Source organism: Cellulomonas sp. APG4 (genome assembly GCF_009996735.1).
Lineage (GTDB): Bacteria > Actinomycetota > Actinomycetes > Actinomycetales > Cellulomonadaceae > Actinotalea.
This window is the reverse complement of the sequence record NZ_JAACYI010000001.1, coordinates 248,428-264,081: the sequence shown is the minus strand read 5'-3', so window position 1 is coordinate 264,081 and position 15,654 is coordinate 248,428. Positions and strand designations below refer to the sequence as shown.

Below are 15,654 nucleotides of genomic sequence, written 5' to 3'. Positions count from 1 at the left end.
ATGGCCAGAGAACGGCTGACCCCGGGGTCGCAGACGTCCCTGCGGGAGGCGAACCGCGAGCGCATCGTGCGCGCGGTCCAGCAGCGCGGCTCGCTCACCCAGGTCGAGCTCGCCGCGGTCACCGGGCTCTCGGCCGCCTCGGTCTCGAACATCGTCAAGGAGCTCAGCGCCGCGGGCGTCGTGACGACCACGCCGACGTCGCGCAGCGGGCGCCGTGCGCAGCAGGTGAGCCTCGCGCGCAACCTCGGTCTGGTCGCGGGCGTGCACTTCGGCGACCGCACGCTCCGGGTCGCGCTCGCCGACGTCACGCACCGCGTGGTCGCCGACCAGCGACTGCCGCTCGCGCCCGACCACCGGCCCGACGTCGGCCTCGACCGCACCGCCTTGCTCCTCGAGGAGATGCTCGACGCGCTCGACACGTCGCGCTCGGAGCTGCTCGGGGTGGGCGTCGGCCTGCCGGCCCCGGTGGACCAGCGCACCGGTGGGGTCTCGGGCTTCGGCCTGCTGCGCGGCTGGGACGGCGTCGACGTGCCTGCCGTGCTCGCCGACCGGCTGGGCGTCGAGGTCCACGTCGACAACGACGCGAACCTCGGGGCGCTCGCCGAGGCGCGCCTGGGTGCGGGACAGGGGCACCGCCACGTCGCGTACGTGACCGTGGCCCGCGGCATCGGCCTCGGGCTCGTCGTCGACGGTGGGGTCGTGCACGGCCGGGGCGGCGCGGCAGGCGAGATCGGTCACATCCGTGTGGTCGAGGGTGGCCCGCTGTGCCGGTGCGGCAACCGTGGCTGCCTCGAGACCGTCGCGGGCACGGGCGCCGTCGTCGACCGCCTGCGGCGCACGCACGGTCACCTCGCGGTGCGCGACGTGCTCTTCCGTGCCCAGCAGGGTGACGTCGAGTGCCGAGCGGCCGTCGCGGAGGCCGGTGAGGCGCTCGCCCGCGGGCTCGCCGCGGTGGTCGCCGTCGCGGCCCCGGACGTGATCGTGGTGGGCGGCGAGCTCGCGGCCGCGGGCGACGCGCTGCTCGGTCCCGTGCGCGCGACCCTGCCCGAGCACGTGCTGCCCACCGCCGCCGGGCCGGTCGAGGTGGTCCCCGCTGTGCTCGGCAGCCAGGCCGAGGTCAGGGGAGCGGTCGCGCTCGCCCTGGACGCGTACCGGGTGGGGAGCCCGGCGGGGCTGGGAGCGGGGCTCGAGGTCACTCGGTGATCCGACGCGCGGCCCTGGGGTGCGCGGCGGGTCTCGCCGTGCTGGCGCTCGCGGCGTGCGCGGGCGAGCTCCCGCGACCCACGGGTGAGGGCCCCGTGATCGCGTTCCTGCTGCCCGAGTCGAAGACGAGCCGCTACGAGGGCGTCGACCGTCCGGTGTTCGTCGACGCCGTCGCACAGGCGTGCCCGGCGTGTCAGGTGCTCTACGCCAACGCGGGCGGTGTCGCGGCCCGTCAGCAGGAGCAGGCCGAGGCGGTGCTGGTCCAAGGGGTCGACGTGCTGGTCCTCGATGCGGTCGATGCGGCCGCGGCGCGCTCGATCGTGGTCTCGGCCGACGAGCGCGGGGTCCAGGTGGTGGCCTACGACAGGTTCGTCGAGGACGCACCCGTCGACTACTACGTCGCCTACGACGGTACCGAGGTGGGGCGGCTCCAGGGCGAGGCGCTCGTCGCCGCGCTCGGCGACGTGCCCGAGGGCAGCGGCGTGCTCGCGGTCCACGGCGCCGCGGCGGACCCGAACGCCGCGGGCCTCAAGGCAGGGGTGCTCGAGGTTCTGCAGGACGCGGGCCTCACCGTGCTCGCCCAGTACGACACGCCCGACTGGTCGCCCGACAAGGCGCAGGAGTGGGTCGAGGCCCAGCTCACCGAGTACGGCGACCGGGTGGTCGGCGTGTACGCCGCGAACGACGGCACCGCGGGCGGCGCGATCTCGGCGCTGCGGGCGGCGGGCCGGCTGCCCGTGCCGCCCGTGACCGGGCACGACGCCGAGCTCGCGGCGATCCAGCGCATCGTGACCGGCGACCAGACCATGACCGTGCACAAGCAGATCGCCGAGCAGGCGCGCACGGCCGCGGGCGTCGCCGTGGACCTCGCCGAGGGGCGCGAGGCGCCGGCCCCCGGGATGCGCGACGGCGTGCGCACCGTGCTGCTCGAGCCCGAGGCCGTCACACGGGAGGACGTCGTCGGCCTCGTCGAGCGTGGCGTGTTCTCGGTCGAGGACGTCTGCCCGCCCGTGTACCGGGACGCCTGCGCGACGCTCGGCCTGGAGGTGGGCGCATGAGCGAGCCCGTGCTGTCGCTGCGCGGCATCACCCAGGCCTTCGGCGCGGTGCGCGCGCTCGTGGACGTCGACCTCGACGTCCACCCGCGCGAGGTGGTCGCCGTCGTCGGCGAGAACGGCGCGGGCAAGACGACGCTCGTGCGCGTCATGGCGGGGGACCTCGTGCCCGACGCGGGTGAGGTCGTCGTCGACGGCGTCGAGGTCGCGCTCACCTCGCCGGGGGTGGCGCGCCAGCTCGGCATCGCGACGGTCTACCAGGACCTCGCGCTGTGCCAGGACCTCGACGTCGTCGAGAACATCTTCCTGGGCCGTGAGCCCCAGCGCGGGCTCGTGCTCGACGAGGTCGCGATGGAGGCCGAGGCGCAGCGCCTGCTCGCCCAGCTCGCGGCACGCGTGCCGTCGGTGCGGGTCCCGCTCACGCAGCTCTCGGGCGGGCAGCGGCAGGCGGTCGCGATCGCGCGCGCCCTGCTCGGCGAGCCGCGCGCGCTCGTGCTCGACGAGCCGACCGCGTCGCTGGGGATCACGCAGACCGCTGAGGTGCTCTCCCTGATCGAGCGCATCCGCGACCGGGGGCACGGCGTGGTGCTCGTGAGCCACAACATGGCCGACGTCCAGGCGGTCGCGGACCGGGTGGTGGTGCTGCGCCGAGGCCGCCTCGCGGGCCAGTTCGACGCCGACAGGGTCAGCTACGAGGAGATCATCGCGGCCATCACGGGCGCCTCGGCCGGGCCCACGCCCACGCGTCGGAGCGGCCGATGAGCGCGGCGACCGAGGCCCCGGTGGGCTCGTGGCGGCACGGCGGGCCGGCCCTCGGCTCGTGGCGCCGCGGCGAGCTGGGCTCGCGGCCCGTGATCGGTGGCCTGCTCGTGCTGTGGCTCGTGTTCCAGGCGATCAACCCGACCTTCCTGTCGCCCGACAACCTCGTGAACCTGTCGATGCAGCTGGTCGCGCTCGGCGTGACGACCCTCGGTGTGGTGCTCGTGCTGGTCGCGGGCGAGATCGACCTGTCGGTCGGCGCGGTCAACGGCCTGGCCTCGGCGGTGCTCGCGGTCACGTTCGTCCAGCAGGGCTGGCCGCTGTGGGTCGCGGTGCTGGTCGCGGTGCTCGTCGGCTGCGCGATCGGCCTGGTGCACGGCGCGCTCAGCGCGCGGCTCGGACTCCCGAGCTTCGTCGTGACGCTCGCGGGACTCCTCGTGGCGTTGGGGCTGCAGATCCAGGTGCTCGGCTCGACGGGCACGGTCAACCTCGCCTACGAGTCCTGGCTCGTGCGGTTCGCGCAGCAGACCTTCCTCGACCCGCTCGTGGCCTACCTGGTCGTCGTCGTGGTGGTCGCGGTGCACGTGGGGGGCCGGCTCGTCGAGCGCAGGCGGCGGCTCGCCGCCGAGCTCCCCGCGGCCGCCCTCTCGACCGTGCTGCTGCGCTCGCTCGGCCTGGGCGTGCTGCTCGCCGCGCCCGTCTGGTACCTCAGCCTCGACCGCGGCGTGGCGGCGACGTTCGTCCTCCTGCTGGTGCTCGTGACCGTCGCGCACCTGCTGCTGCGCCGCACGCGCTGGGGCCGCGGGGTGCACGCCGTCGGGAGCAGCGCGTACTCGGCGCGGCGCGCGGGCCTGCCCGTCGGGATCCTCCGGCTGTCCTGCTTCGTCGCGGGGTCGGGCCTCGCGGCGCTCGGCGGCGTGCTCGCGACGGCGCGCCTGGCCGCGGCCAACCAGGGCAGCGGCGGGTCGGAGCTCATGCTCACGGCGATCGCCGCCGCGGTGATCGGTGGGACCAGCCTCTTCGGCGGGCGCGGCACGGCGTGGTCGGCCGTGCTCGGCGCGCTCGTCATCCAGTCGATCTCGAGCGGGCTGATCCTGCTCGACGTCGGCACCTCGGCCCGGTACGTGGTCACCGGCGTCGTCCTGGTGCTCGCGATCGCCGTCGACGCCGTCGGACGCCGGTCCGCGACGCCCGTGCGCTGAGGCTGCCGAGCGAGCGACCCGCCGGCGGGACCGCGGGGCGGTGGGCCGTCAGCGGAAGACGATGGTGCGGTGCCCGTCCAGGAGCACGCGGTGCTCGGCGTGCCAGCGGACGGCGCGCGCCAGGGCCCGCCGCTCGACGTCCTGACCCAGCGCCACCAGGTCCTCGACCGTCTTGGAGTGGTCCACGCGCTCGACGTCCTGCTCGATGATCGGCCCCTCGTCCAGGTCGCCCGTGACGTAGTGCGCGGTCGCGCCGATGAGCTTGACCCCGCGGTCGTGGGCCTGCGCGTAGGGGCGTGCGCCCTTGAAGCTCGGGAGGAACGAGTGGTGGATGTTGATGATGCGACCGGGCAGCGCACGGCACAGGTCGTCCGAGAGGATCTGCATGTAGCGCGCGAGCACCACGAGCTCGACGTCCAGCTCGTCCACGAGGGCGAGCAGGCGGGCCTCGGCCTCGGGCTTGGTCGCGGCCGTGACGGGCACGTGGTGGAACGGGATGCCGTAGAACTCGGCGACCCCGGCCAGGTCCGTGTGGTTGGAGACGACACCGACGATGTCGAGCGGCAGGCCCTCGGACTGCCGGCGGAAGAGCAGGTCGTGCAGGCAGTGCGCAGCCTTCGAGACCATGACGAGCGTGCGCACCGGGCGTCCCGCGACGTCGAGGTCCCAGGTCATCGAGAAGTCGTCGGCGAGCCCCGCGAGCGCGGCGCGGAGCTCGTCGGCCGGCACCGAGGCCTCGACCTGCACGCGCATGAAGAACAGGCCGCTCTGCGGGTCCCCGAACTGCTGGGACTCGGTGATGTTGCCGCCGTGGGCCGCCAGCAGGCCGGCCACGGCCGCGACGATCCCCGGACGGTCGGGGCAGGACAGGCTCAGCACCCAGTGGGTCGGGGCGGTCTCGGCGGTCGCGAACGGCGTGGTCACGGGGTCCGAGGGTACTCGCGAGGCCCGTGCGGCGTGGTGCCGGTCCGCCCGGTGGGGCGTCCGAGGTGTGGGACGACCCGTCCGGCGTGGTGCGCGGCACGGGTGAAGACCGTGGGCGTCGGTCGCCTCACCCGTGCGGGTGATGCGACGATGCCGTCATGAGGACGATGCCGCTATGAGCGAGGCCCCCCAGGACGTCCAGGTGCCCGACGACGCGCCGCAGGTGCGGATCGACCTCGTCGGCGACGAGGCCGCGGGCGAGCTGCTGACCGTGCGCCGCGCGGCCTTCGTGAGCGAGGCCCAGGCGTACGGCGACCCGAACATCCCTCCGCTCACGCAGACGCTCGACGAGCTGCGTGCCGACCTCGCCGACCCGGACGTCGTGACGCTCGGCGCGTGGCTCGGCCACCGTCTGGTGGGCTCGATCCGGGTCGCGCTCGAGCCCGGCAAGGCGACCCTCGGGCGGCTCGCGGTCGCCCCCGACCTGCAGGGCCGGGGCGTCGGCACCCAGCTGCTGCTCGCCGTGCCGCCCCACCTGCGCCAGGACACCTCCGAGGTCTGGGTGTTCACGGGCCGCGACTCGGTGCAGAACATCGCGATGTACTCCAAGCACGGGTACGAGCACGAGCACGACGAGACGGTGGGCGACCTCACGTATGCCTACCTGCGCAAGATCCTCGGCGACGGCGAACCCGCCGCCGGCTGAAGCTGACGCGACGAGGGGCTCCGCACCGTCGGGTGCGGAGCCCCTCGTCGCGCTCAGCGACCGTTCACCGGAGGGTGAGCCCCTTGAGGGCGAACTTCCGCATGATCTCGTTGTAGTAGTCGACCCCGGCCCTGATGATGTACTTGCTCGCGAGCGCGTGGTGCGTGCGGTAGTTCTGCAGCGCGCTGATCTCCTGGTTCGCGGTGATGTCGGTCCGCTGTGACAGCGCGTAGTAGCACCGGGTGAAGCCGGTCTCGTGGATGGCCTGGGCGATGTTGTCCCGGCTCTTGATCCCGGGTGCCTTGTAGGCCTTCTGCATCCCGGCCGTGTAGGGCGCCATGCAGTTGCTGAAGGCGGTCGCTGCGGCCGAGGCCGCCGACGCCGGCGTGGCGAGCGTGGTGAGCCCGAGAGCAAGGACGGCGCCGAGCGTCGCGGCCGTGAGCCGTCGTCGTGCGTGCAGCATGAGATCCCCCTGTGTCCGGCGCGACCCCGATGCCGCGCTCGACGGCACGCTAGCGCTCGCGCCAGGGCTCCGGGGGGTCTTCGAGAGGACGTCACCCGGTCGCCGCAGCGGGCTGGTCCGGTGGGCGCGCCGGCCGAGTGGCGCGCCCACCGGCGTCTCATCCGCCGCTGACGACGGCGATCTCGTTCGGCACGGCCGGGAGCTCGCCCGTCAGGTAGACCTCGCCGGTCGGGATGTCGACGGCGTGGATGCGCTGGTTGGCCGGGTCGGTCACGTACGCCGTCTCGCCGAGCACCTTGAGGGTCGGGTGCGCGGTCTGCCACTCCGCGGGCACCTCCCACGCGTCGATCACCGGGTGGCTCGCGACGACCTCACCGGTCACCTCGTCGAGCACGTGCAGCGCGCCGTCGGTCCCGAGGACGAGGGCCTCACCCTCCGGCCCGCGTCCGAGGTCGCGGTAGGTGTACTCGACGCCCTCGGGCAGGTGGACGACCTCGAGGGTCGTGGCGGCGGTGTCGATCAGCGAGATCTCGTGCAGGCCGAGGCCGCCGTCGGGGTCGTGCTTGTAGTCGCCGAGCGCGACCGGGGAGTCGTGCGTCGTGAACTGGTTGCCGATGCGTCCGTAGGCGTCGGGGCTCGCGACCTTGGTGATCTCGCCCTCGGCGTAGATCAGCACGCCGTCCTCGCAGCCCGCGATGACCACCTCGTCGGCGGCGACGGCCTCGCCGTGCACGCCCGGGCAGTCCTCGCTGCGGGCGACCTCGGTGCCCGCGGCGTCCGTCACGACGATGCCGGTGCGCGAATCGTCGTCGCCCACGGTGGTGACGAGGCCGCCGTCGTCGAGCCGGAACGCGAAGCCGTGGTGCGCCTCGGGCGTGCTCGCGGTCTCGACCTCGGGCATCCCGTCACCCAGCTCGGTCGGGTCGACGAACGTGATCTCACCCGTCGCGTCGTCGAAGAGCGTCGTGACGCCGCCGTGCGGGATCGCGTGGCCCGGGGTGGCCGCGGGGAACACGACGTCGGTGAGCTCGGGCTCGGCGGTGAAGTAGTGCGAGTGGTCGCCGTGCGCCTCGGCCCACGTGCCCAGGTCGAGCACCTGGAAGCCGGGCTCGTCGCCCGCGGTCGTCGAGACGAGCACGTGCCGGCCGTCGCCCGCGGGGTTGAGCCGGTTGAAGCCGGGCAGCTCGAGGTCGGCCACGAGCTCGAGGGTCAGGCCGTCGAGCACCAGCAGGCCGCCGTCGTAGGCGGCCGCGAGACGCGGTGTGCGCTCGGCGGCCTCCTCGCCGTGGCCGCCGTCGTCCTCGTGCTCGTCGACGGTCGCGGCGCCGCCGGCCTCCTCGGTCTCGGCGGGTGTTGAGCACGCGGCGAGGGCGAGCACCGGCACGGCGAGCGCGGCGAGCAGGGGCAGGGGTGGTCGGGTGCGGAGTCTTTGGGTCATGGCAGGACCATAAACGATAATCATTCCCGTTATCTACCTCGAAGGAGCGGCGCGCGGTGGTCGGCGGCGGGTTGCTACGCTGGCCCGGTCGCGACTGGCGAACAGGTGGGGCACCACCAGGGAGCGACGCAGCAGCAGACTTCGGGTCGTACGCCTGGGCCCTTCGGTCACCACACACGTGTGTGTGCCCGGACAGACCCCGGGGTGAGCGCACGCACTGCTGATGCGAGGAGAAGCCATGAGCTCCGACGTCATGAACCAGTCCCTGGCCGAGGTCGACCCCGAGATCGCGGCCGTCCTCGACGGCGAGCTGACGCGCCAGCGCGAGACGCTCGAGATGATCGCGAGCGAGAACTTCGTGCCGCGCTCGGTCCTCGAGGCCCAGGGCTCCGTGCTGACCAACAAGTACGCCGAGGGCTACCCGGGCAAGCGGTACTACGGCGGCTGCGAGCAGGTCGACATCGCCGAGGAGCTCGCCCGCGGGCGGGCCCGCGAGCTGTTCGGCGCCGAGCACGCCAACGTCCAGCCGCACTCGGGTGCCCAGGCCAACGCCGCCGTCCTGCACGCGCTCGCGAGCCCCGGGGACACGATCCTCGGCCTCGAGCTCGCGCACGGCGGTCACCTGACGCACGGCATGAAGCTCAACTTCTCGGGCAAGCTCTACGACGTCGCGGCCTACGGGGTGGACCCCGAGACCTACCTGGTCGACATGGACGTGGTGCGCGCGAAGGCCCTCGAGGCCCGGCCGCGCGTGATCATCGCGGGGTGGTCGGCCTACCCGCGGCAGCTGGACTTCGCCGCGTTCCGCGCGATCGCCGACGAGGTGGGCGCCGCCCTCTGGGTCGACATGGCGCACTTCGCCGGTCTGGTCGCCGCGGGCCTGCACCCCAGCCCCGTGCCCCACGCCGACGTCGTCTCGTCCACCGTGCACAAGACGATCGGCGGCCCTCGCTCGGGCTTCATCCTGACCCGCGAGGAGCACGCGAAGAAGATCGACTCGGCCGTCTTCCCGGGCCAGCAGGGTGGGCCCCTCATGCACGTGGTCGCCGCCAAGGCGGTCGCGTTCCGCATCGCCGCGAGCGAAGGCTTCCGCGAGCGTCAGCAGCGCACGCTCGACGGTGCGCGCATCCTGGCCGAGCGGCTCTCCGCCCCCGACGTCGCGGCCGCCGGGGCCTCGGTGCTCACGGGCGGCACCGACGTGCACCTGGCACTGGTCGACCTGCGCCGGTCCGAGCTCGACGGCCAGCAGGCCGAGGACCTGCTGCACGAGGCCGGCATCACCGTGAACCGCAACGCCGTGCCCTTCGACCCGCGCCCGCCGCGTGTCACCTCGGGCCTGCGCATCGGCACCCCCGCGCTCGCGACCCGCGGTTTCGGCGAGACCGAGTTCCGCGAGGTCGCCGACGTCATCGCGACCGCCCTGGTCGACGGTCGGGGTGCCGACGTCGCCGCGCTGCGCGCGCGCGTCAAGGTCCTCACCGACGCGTTCCCGCTCTACCCGGGCCTGGACGCGTGAGCGGCGCCACGGGCAACGAGGGCGCGGGCCTGGCCGACGGCGACGTGCGGGTCGCGACGGACGAGGCGCTCCCCGAGGGTGCCGTCGGCGCGGCCGAGACCGCGAGCCCGTCGGGCGAGGCGCGCCTGCTCGACGGCAAGGCCACGGCCGCCGCGATCAAGGCCGAGCTCGCCGAGCGCGTCGCCGCGCTCAAGGCACGGGGTGTGGCACCCGGCCTCGGGACGGTGCTCGTGGGTGACGACCCCGGGTCGCACGCGTACGTCGCGGGCAAGCACCGCGACTGCGCCGAGGTGGGGATCGCCTCGATCCGCGAGGACCTGCCGGCCGACGCGAGCGAGGCCGACGTCGTGGCCGCGATCGACCGGCTCAACGCCGACCCGGCCTGCACGGGCTACATCGTCCAGCTCCCCCTGCCGCGGGGGGTCGACGTCAACGCCGTGCTCGAGCGCATCGACCCCGCGAAGGACGCCGACGGCCTGCACCCGACCAACCTCGGTCGGCTCGTGCTTCGCGTGAACGAGCCCGTGACCTCGCCGCTGCCGTGCACGCCGCGCGGGATCCTCGAGCTGCTCGCCCGGTACGGCATCGGCGTCAACGGGGCGCACGTCGTCGTCCTGGGCCGTGGCACGACGGTCGGTCGCTCGATCGGGCTGCTGCTCACGCGGCGCGAGCACAACGCGACCGTGACCCTGACGCACACCGGGACCCGTGACCTCGTCGCGCACCTGCGCACGGCCGACGTCGTGGTCGCGGCGGCCGGTGTGCCCGGGATCGTGCGCGCCGAGGACGTCAAGCCCGGTGCCGTCGTGCTCGACGTGGGCGTCTCGCGTGCGGTCGACGAGGCCACGGGCCGCTCGCGGCTCGTGGGGGACGTGGACCCGGGCGTGCGCGCCGTGGCGGGGTGGGTCTCGCCCAACCCCGGCGGCGTGGGCCCCATGACCCGGGCGATGCTGCTGGCGAACGTGGTCGAGGCCGCCGAGCGCGCCCTCGCCTGAGTGCCGACGACCGGCCGGGCGCACCGCACGAGGTGGGCCCGGCCGTGACGTAGGTCTCGCGCCTCGCGGGCGGTGCCCCGGCGTGTCGGAGGGGTGCTGTTGAATCGTCCGGTGCTCACCATCGCGACCGCCAACGTCAACGGGATCAGGGCGGCCTTCCGCCGCGGCATGGGGGAGTGGCTCACGGCGCGCCGCCCGGACGTGCTGCTGCTCCAGGAGGTGCGCGCACCCGACGAGATGCTCGGGGAGTTCCTGCCGGTCGGCGAGTGGGACCTCGCGCACCACGAGTGCATGACGAAGGGGCGCGCGGGCGTCGCGATCGCATCGCGGCTGCCCATGCGCGCGGTCCGCATCGGCCTGGACCACGACGTGGTCACGAACAGCGGCCGCTGGGTCGAGGCGGACCTCGAGCTGCCCGGCGGCGGCGAGCTCACCGTGGTCTCCACGTACATCCACTCGGGAACGGTCGGCACCCCGTCGATGGACGAGAAGTACGCCTTCCTCGACCTCGTGACGGCACGCCTCGCCGAGCTGCGTGCCGACGGGCGGCTCGCGGTGGTCGCGGGTGACGTGAACATCGCCCACCGGAACGTGGACCTCAAGAACTGGAAGGGCAACCTCAAGGCCGCGGGGTTCCTCCCGGAGGAGCGTGCCTACCTCGACCGGTGGTTCGAGGCGGGCTGGGTGGACCTGGGCCGCCGGCTCGGTGGCGACGGCCCGGGTCCCTACACCTGGTGGTCGTGGCGCGGGAAGTCCTTCGACAACGACGCCGGCTGGCGCATCGACTACCAGATCGCGACCGAGGCCCTCGCCGAGCGCGCGGTGAAGGCCGAGGTCGACCGGGCGCCGAGCTACGACACCCGCTGGAGCGACCACGCTCCGCTCGTCGTGGACTACGAGCTCCCCGGCGCCTGAGCGTCCGGGCCCGGTGTCGAGCACGCCCGTGACGGAGGGGCTCCCCGCGCGGGACGACGGCGAGGCGCTCGTGCTCGTCATGGAGGCCGGCATCGGCGCACCGGAGCACGACGACGAGCGCGCCGTCGTGCTCGTGGAGACGGGTCCGGACGGAGCGCAACGGATGCGACGGGTGGTGACGCGCGCGGAGCTCGCAGCCGAGGTCGGTCGCCGTGAGCGGACGGGCGCGGAGGAAGGTCGTCCTCCGCGCTGGGTCTGGGCGGACACGTCCCGCTGGGCGCCGGACCTGATCGCCGCCGGTGTCCGGGTCGAGCGCTGCCACGACCTGCGGCTGTGCCACCGGATCCTGCGTGCGAGCGTGCTCAGCGCGACGTCGGAGCTGGCGCGCGCCCCACGCGGACCGTGGGACGAGTCGCCCGGCACGCCCGCGGTCACGCAGGGCGTCGTGCCGCTCGACCTCGGGATCGACCCGGATCCGCACGGTGGCGCGTGGGCGGGGGACGCCCCGGGGGCGGCCGGCGACGCGCTCAGCGAGCTGCGCCGCCAGCTCGCCGCTGTCGACGGGTCCGCGGAGCCCGGGCGCCTCAGGCTGCTGCTCGCGGCCGAGTCCGCCGGCGCCCTGATCGCCGCGGAGATGCACCACGACGGCTTGCCGTGGGACGTCGAGGAGCACGACCGCCTGCTGACCGAGGCGCTGGGGCCACGACCCTCGGGTGGTCGCCGCCCGGCCCGCCTCGAGGAGCTCGCGGCGCAGGTGCGTACCGTCCTCGACCGGCCGGACCTCAACCCGGACTCCCAGCCCGAGCTGCTGCGCGCGCTGCGCGCCGCGGGCGTCCCCGTCACGAGCACCCGCACGGCCGAGATCCGCGCGGCCGGCCACCCCGTGAGCGCACCCCTGCTCGCGTACAAGAAGCTCGCCCGCCTGTACTCGGCCAACGGCTGGCACTGGGCGCAGGCCTGGGTGCGCGAGGGTCGCTTCCGGCCCGAGTACGTGCCCGGCAGAGTGGTCACGGGCCGGTGGGCGAGCAGCGGGGGAGGCGCGCTCCAGCTTCCCGCGGCGGTGCGGGCCGCGGTGCGCGCGGAGCCCGGTCACAGGCTCGTGGTGGCCGACGCGGCCCAGCTCGAGCCGCGGGTGCTCGCCGCCATGTCGGGTGACGCCGCGATGGCCGCGGCGGGCCGCAGCGCAGACCTCTACCAGGGGCTGGTCGACGCGGGCGTCGTCGCGACCCGCACGGAGGCCAAGTACGCGATGCTCGGTGCCATCTATGGCGCCACCACGGGTGCGGGTGGGGCCCTCCTCCCGCGTCTGCGCCAGGCGTTCCCGGCCGCCATGGACGTCGTCGAGCGGGCCGCGCGTGCCGGCGAGCGTGGCGAGGTCGTGGCGACGTGGCTGGGGCGCACCTCGCCCGCGGACGAGGTGACCGCGGCGCTGCGCCACGCCGCGCGGGCCGAGGGGGCGGACGCCGAGCAGGTGCGGCTCGCGCGGCGCCGCGCGCAGGACCACGGGCGATTCACCCGCAACTTCGTGGTCCAGGGCACGGCCGCGGAGTGGGCGTTGTGCTGGATGGCCGCGCTGCGGCGACGGCTGCGCGCCCTGCCCGGCGAGCCACGCCTCGTCTTCTTCCTCCACGACGAGGTGCTCGTGCACACGCCCACCGGGATCGCGTCGCGGGTGGCCGAGGCCGTGGTCGAGGCGGCCACCGAGGCCGGTCGGCTCCTGTTCGGCAGCTCGCCGGTCGAGTTCCCCCTGGACGTCGCGGTGGTCGAGTCGTACGACGAGGCCGCCTGAGCCGCGTCACTCGATCGGGTGGACCTCCGGGCGTCAGGTCGTGGCGGGTGCCTCACCGCCACGCAAGTTCCACAGCTGCCAGCCCGCCACGAGGCTGAGCACCCCGCCCGCGAACGTCATGACCAGGCCGGGACCGGGCGCCCAGCCCTGGGTCCCGACGAGCTGGAGCAGGTGGACGACCTGCCACACCGGCAGGCCGATCGCGACGAGCCCGACGACGGCGCCCTGCACCGCTGCGAGCACGCGCCACCGCGGCGGGGTCAGCCCTCCGGCCAGCGCGAGCATCGCCGCGTAGAACGTCCACAGCCCGGGCCCCCGCATGCCCGTGACGGGGCCCGCCGGGGAGTACACCCAGGGCAGGAGAGCGCCGACGACGACCAGGGCGGCGGCACCCAGGAGGCGGCCCTGACCGGGCATCCGCCGCCGCCGGACGCGCCCACCGCGTGCGGGAGGAGGGGTCATGGTGGGCCACTGTAGACCCCGGTCCGGGCGGGTCCGCCAGGGGTGCAAACGATCGCCGTCCGGCCGCGTGGTGGGCCGGTATGTCCGCGAGATGAGACCTTGACCACATCCTGGCTGGCTGCTTGCATGAGCCACCAACGGGCCGGGCGCAACGGGGCGATCGGCCGAAAACGATCCAGAGGTGGGCTTGTGGATCCGACTCAACGGCGTGCGTACTGGCGACGCAACCTCCGGCTGATGGCCGTCCTCCTGACCATCTGGGCCCTCGTGTCCTTCGGTGCAGGGATCATCTTCGTCGACGCACTGAACAACTTCAGCATCTTCAGCGTGCCCCTGGGCTTCTGGTTCGCCCAGCAGGGCTCGATCGTCGTCTTCGTCCTCCTCATCGCGGTCTACGTGTGGCGGATGGACAGGCTCGACAAGGAGTTCGGGATCACCGAGTACGAGCAGGAGGTGCACCACTCATGAGTGACCTCCAGCTGTGGACCCTCGTCTTCGTCGCGATCACCTTCTCGCTCTACATCTACATCGCCTACCGCAGCCGCGTGAGCACGACGTCGGGCTTCTACGTGGCGGGTGGTGGCATCCCAGCGCCGGCCAACGGCGCGGCCGTCGCGGCCGACTGGATGAGCGCTGCGTCGTTCATCTCGATGGCCGGCATCGTGGCGTTCTCGCAGAACGGCTACGCGGGGTCGGTCTACCTGATGGGATGGACCGGCGGCTACGTGCTGCTCGCCCTGCTCCTCGCGCCGTACCTGCGCAAGTTCGGCAAGTACACGGTCCCGGACTTCGTGGGTGACCGGTACTCGGAGTCGGCACGCATGGTCGCCGTCGTCTGCGCGATCGTCGTGTCGTTCGTGTACGTCGCGGGCCAGATGTCCGGCGTCGGCGTCGTCTTCCAGCGCTTTTTGGGCGTCGACACGACGGTCGGCGTGATCATCGGCATGGTGATCGTCTTCTTCTACGCCGTGCTCGGCGGCATGAAGGGCATCACCTGGACCCAGGTGGCCCAGTACACCGTGCTGATCATCGCCTACCTGATCCCGGCGGTCGCGATCTCGGTGCAGCTCACGGGGATCCCGGTGCCGCAGATCGGGTTCGGCCAGATCCTCGAGGAGCTCAACGGGCTGCAGGAGGACCTGGGCATCGCCGCGTACACCGAGGCGTTCACCCAGACGAACATGCTCAACATGATCCTCATCACCGGGGCGCTCATGTTCGGCACCGCCGGTCTTCCCCACGTGATCGTGCGGTTCTACACCGCCAGGTCGGTGCGTGCCGCGCGCTACTCGGCGCTGTGGGCGCTGTTCTTCATCTCGCTGCTCTACACCACGGCCCCGGCGATCGGTGCGTTCAGCAAGTTCAACGTGATCGAGCAGCTCAACGGCACCCCCGTCGCTGACGCACCGAGCTGGTTCGAGTCGTGGAGCAGCGTCGGCCTGATCACGCACACCGACACCAACGGCGACGGCGTGATCAACATGGGCGCGGCCGACGTGACCGAGCTCGCGATCAACAACGACATCGTGGTGCTCGCCACGCCGGAGATCGCGGGCCTCCCGGCGCCGATCGTCGGCCTGGTCGCGGCGGGCGGTCTTGCAGCCGCCCTCTCGACGGCGTCGGGTCTGCTGCTGGTCATCAGCTCGTCGGTGGCCAACGACGTCTACTACAAGAAGATCAACCCGCGGGCGGACGAGAAGCGTCAGCTGCTCGTCGGTCGTATCGCGATGGCGGGTGCGATCGTCGTCGCCGGCTACCTCGGCATCAACCCGCCAGGGTTCGTGGCGCAGGTGGTCGCGCTGGCCTTCGGGCTCGCGGCCGCGAGCTTCTTCCCGATCCTCGTCCTCGGGATCTTCTGGAAGAAGTGCACGGCCAAGGGCGCGACCGCGGGCATGGCGGCCGGCCTCGCCACGACCCTCGCCTACCAGCTGTGGACGATCGACATCTACGGCAACAGCGACGGGATCTTCGGCATCCAGGAGACCGGGTTCGGCACGATCGGCATGCTGATCAACTTCGCCGTCACGATCGTCGTCTCGCAGTTCACGGAGAAGCCGACGCCGGTGATGCAGCAGCTGGTCGAGGACGTGCGCTACCCCGGCAAGACCGAGCTGGTCGCGGCGCACGCGTCGGGCGAGCTCGCCGAGGAGGAGCTCCACGGCGAGACGCACCACGGGGAGCACGAGGCCCGGTAGCACGACCTCGTGCCAGGTGACCCCGGGCGCCCG

The 15,654-nt window shown here is 73.4% G+C and carries 15 protein-coding genes and 1 riboswitch; of the genes, 11 read left to right on the top strand and 4 right to left on the bottom strand.

Features of this window, described 5'->3' with window-relative positions; translation table 11 throughout:
• The 4 genes from GXB85_RS01205 to GXB85_RS01190 are packed head-to-tail and all read left to right on the top strand — an operon-like array spanning position 1 to position 4,218.
• Positions 1-1,203, top strand: a complete 1,203-nt coding sequence (locus tag GXB85_RS01205) for an ROK family transcriptional regulator (RefSeq protein WP_161915793.1) — start codon at positions 1-3, stop codon at positions 1,201-1,203.
• On the top strand, positions 1,200-2,261 hold the full coding sequence (locus GXB85_RS01200; RefSeq protein WP_161915792.1) for a substrate-binding domain-containing protein: 1,062 nt from the start codon (positions 1,200-1,202) through the stop codon (positions 2,259-2,261). Before GXB85_RS01205 ends, GXB85_RS01200 begins: the two co-directional genes overlap by 4 nt.
• On the top strand, positions 2,258-3,019 hold the full coding sequence (locus GXB85_RS01195) for an ATP-binding cassette domain-containing protein (RefSeq protein ID WP_161915791.1): 762 nt from the start codon (positions 2,258-2,260) through the stop codon (positions 3,017-3,019). Before GXB85_RS01200 ends, GXB85_RS01195 begins: the two co-directional genes overlap by 4 nt.
• Positions 3,016-4,218, top strand: coding sequence for a sugar ABC transporter permease (locus GXB85_RS01190; protein WP_161915790.1), 1,203 nt, complete (start codon positions 3,016-3,018; stop codon positions 4,216-4,218). Before GXB85_RS01195 ends, GXB85_RS01190 begins: the two co-directional genes overlap by 4 nt.
• Positions 4,219-4,266: 48 nt before the next feature.
• Here the strand turns inward: GXB85_RS01190 and purU are convergent, their stop codons facing one another.
• The gene (gene purU, locus GXB85_RS01185; protein WP_161915789.1) at positions 4,267-5,142 is read right to left on the bottom strand and encodes a formyltetrahydrofolate deformylase; all 876 of its coding nucleotides are present in this window, start codon (positions 5,140-5,142) and stop codon (positions 4,267-4,269) included.
• Positions 5,143-5,317: 175 nt separating this feature from the next.
• Between purU and GXB85_RS01180 the strand changes: the two genes are divergently transcribed.
• Complete coding sequence (locus GXB85_RS01180; RefSeq protein WP_161915788.1) at positions 5,318-5,848, top strand: GNAT family N-acetyltransferase; 531 nt, start codon at positions 5,318-5,320, stop codon at positions 5,846-5,848.
• 64 nt (positions 5,849-5,912) lie between these two features.
• Here the strand turns inward: GXB85_RS01180 and GXB85_RS01175 are convergent, their stop codons facing one another.
• Together GXB85_RS01175 and aztD are read right to left on the bottom strand one after the other, a co-directional pair.
• Positions 5,913-6,311, bottom strand: coding sequence for a hypothetical protein (locus tag GXB85_RS01175; RefSeq protein ID WP_161915787.1), 399 nt, complete (start codon positions 6,309-6,311; stop codon positions 5,913-5,915).
• Positions 6,312-6,468: 157 nt separating this feature from the next.
• Positions 6,469-7,749: a zinc metallochaperone AztD gene (gene aztD / locus GXB85_RS01170; RefSeq protein WP_161915786.1), complete on the bottom strand. Its 1,281-nt coding sequence runs from the start codon at positions 7,747-7,749 to the stop codon at positions 6,469-6,471.
• Between the two features lie 80 nt (positions 7,750-7,829).
• Positions 7,830-7,916, top strand: a riboswitch (ZMP/ZTP riboswitch).
• A 71-nt stretch (positions 7,917-7,987) separates the two neighbouring features.
• Here aztD and glyA point away from each other — a divergent pair.
• From glyA to GXB85_RS01150, 4 genes are all read left to right on the top strand, one after another.
• Positions 7,988-9,265 (top strand): serine hydroxymethyltransferase, encoded by a 1,278-nt coding sequence (gene glyA / locus GXB85_RS01165; protein WP_161915785.1) that lies wholly within the window; start codon positions 7,988-7,990, stop codon positions 9,263-9,265.
• Between the two features lie 125 nt (positions 9,266-9,390).
• Positions 9,391-10,260, top strand: a complete 870-nt coding sequence (locus tag GXB85_RS01160) for a bifunctional methylenetetrahydrofolate dehydrogenase/methenyltetrahydrofolate cyclohydrolase (protein ID WP_237727898.1) — start codon at positions 9,391-9,393, stop codon at positions 10,258-10,260.
• A gap of 111 nt (positions 10,261-10,371) precedes the next feature.
• A complete protein-coding gene (locus GXB85_RS01155) occupies positions 10,372-11,175 on the top strand; it encodes an exodeoxyribonuclease III (RefSeq protein ID WP_161915784.1) in 804 nt (267 codons plus the stop codon).
• Between the two features lie 79 nt (positions 11,176-11,254).
• Positions 11,255-12,964, top strand: coding sequence for a bifunctional 3'-5' exonuclease/DNA polymerase (locus GXB85_RS01150; RefSeq protein ID WP_161915979.1), 1,710 nt, complete (start codon positions 11,255-11,257; stop codon positions 12,962-12,964).
• Positions 12,965-12,997: 33 nt separating this feature from the next.
• Here the strand turns inward: GXB85_RS01150 and GXB85_RS01145 are convergent, their stop codons facing one another.
• On the bottom strand, positions 12,998-13,426 hold the full coding sequence (locus GXB85_RS01145) for a hypothetical protein (protein WP_202627408.1): 429 nt from the start codon (positions 13,424-13,426) through the stop codon (positions 12,998-13,000).
• A gap of 126 nt (positions 13,427-13,552) precedes the next feature.
• On the opposite strand from GXB85_RS01145, the gene GXB85_RS01140 reads away from it, so the two are divergent.
• Both GXB85_RS01140 and GXB85_RS01135 read left to right on the top strand, forming a co-directional pair.
• Positions 13,553-13,894 (top strand): DUF4212 domain-containing protein, encoded by a 342-nt coding sequence (locus tag GXB85_RS01140; RefSeq protein WP_161915783.1) that lies wholly within the window; start codon positions 13,553-13,555, stop codon positions 13,892-13,894.
• A complete protein-coding gene (locus tag GXB85_RS01135; protein ID WP_161915782.1) occupies positions 13,891-15,621 on the top strand; it encodes a sodium:solute symporter family protein in 1,731 nt (576 codons plus the stop codon). The genes GXB85_RS01140 and GXB85_RS01135 overlap by 4 nt, the downstream gene beginning before the upstream one ends.
• The last annotated feature ends 33 nt before the right edge of the window (positions 15,622-15,654 follow it).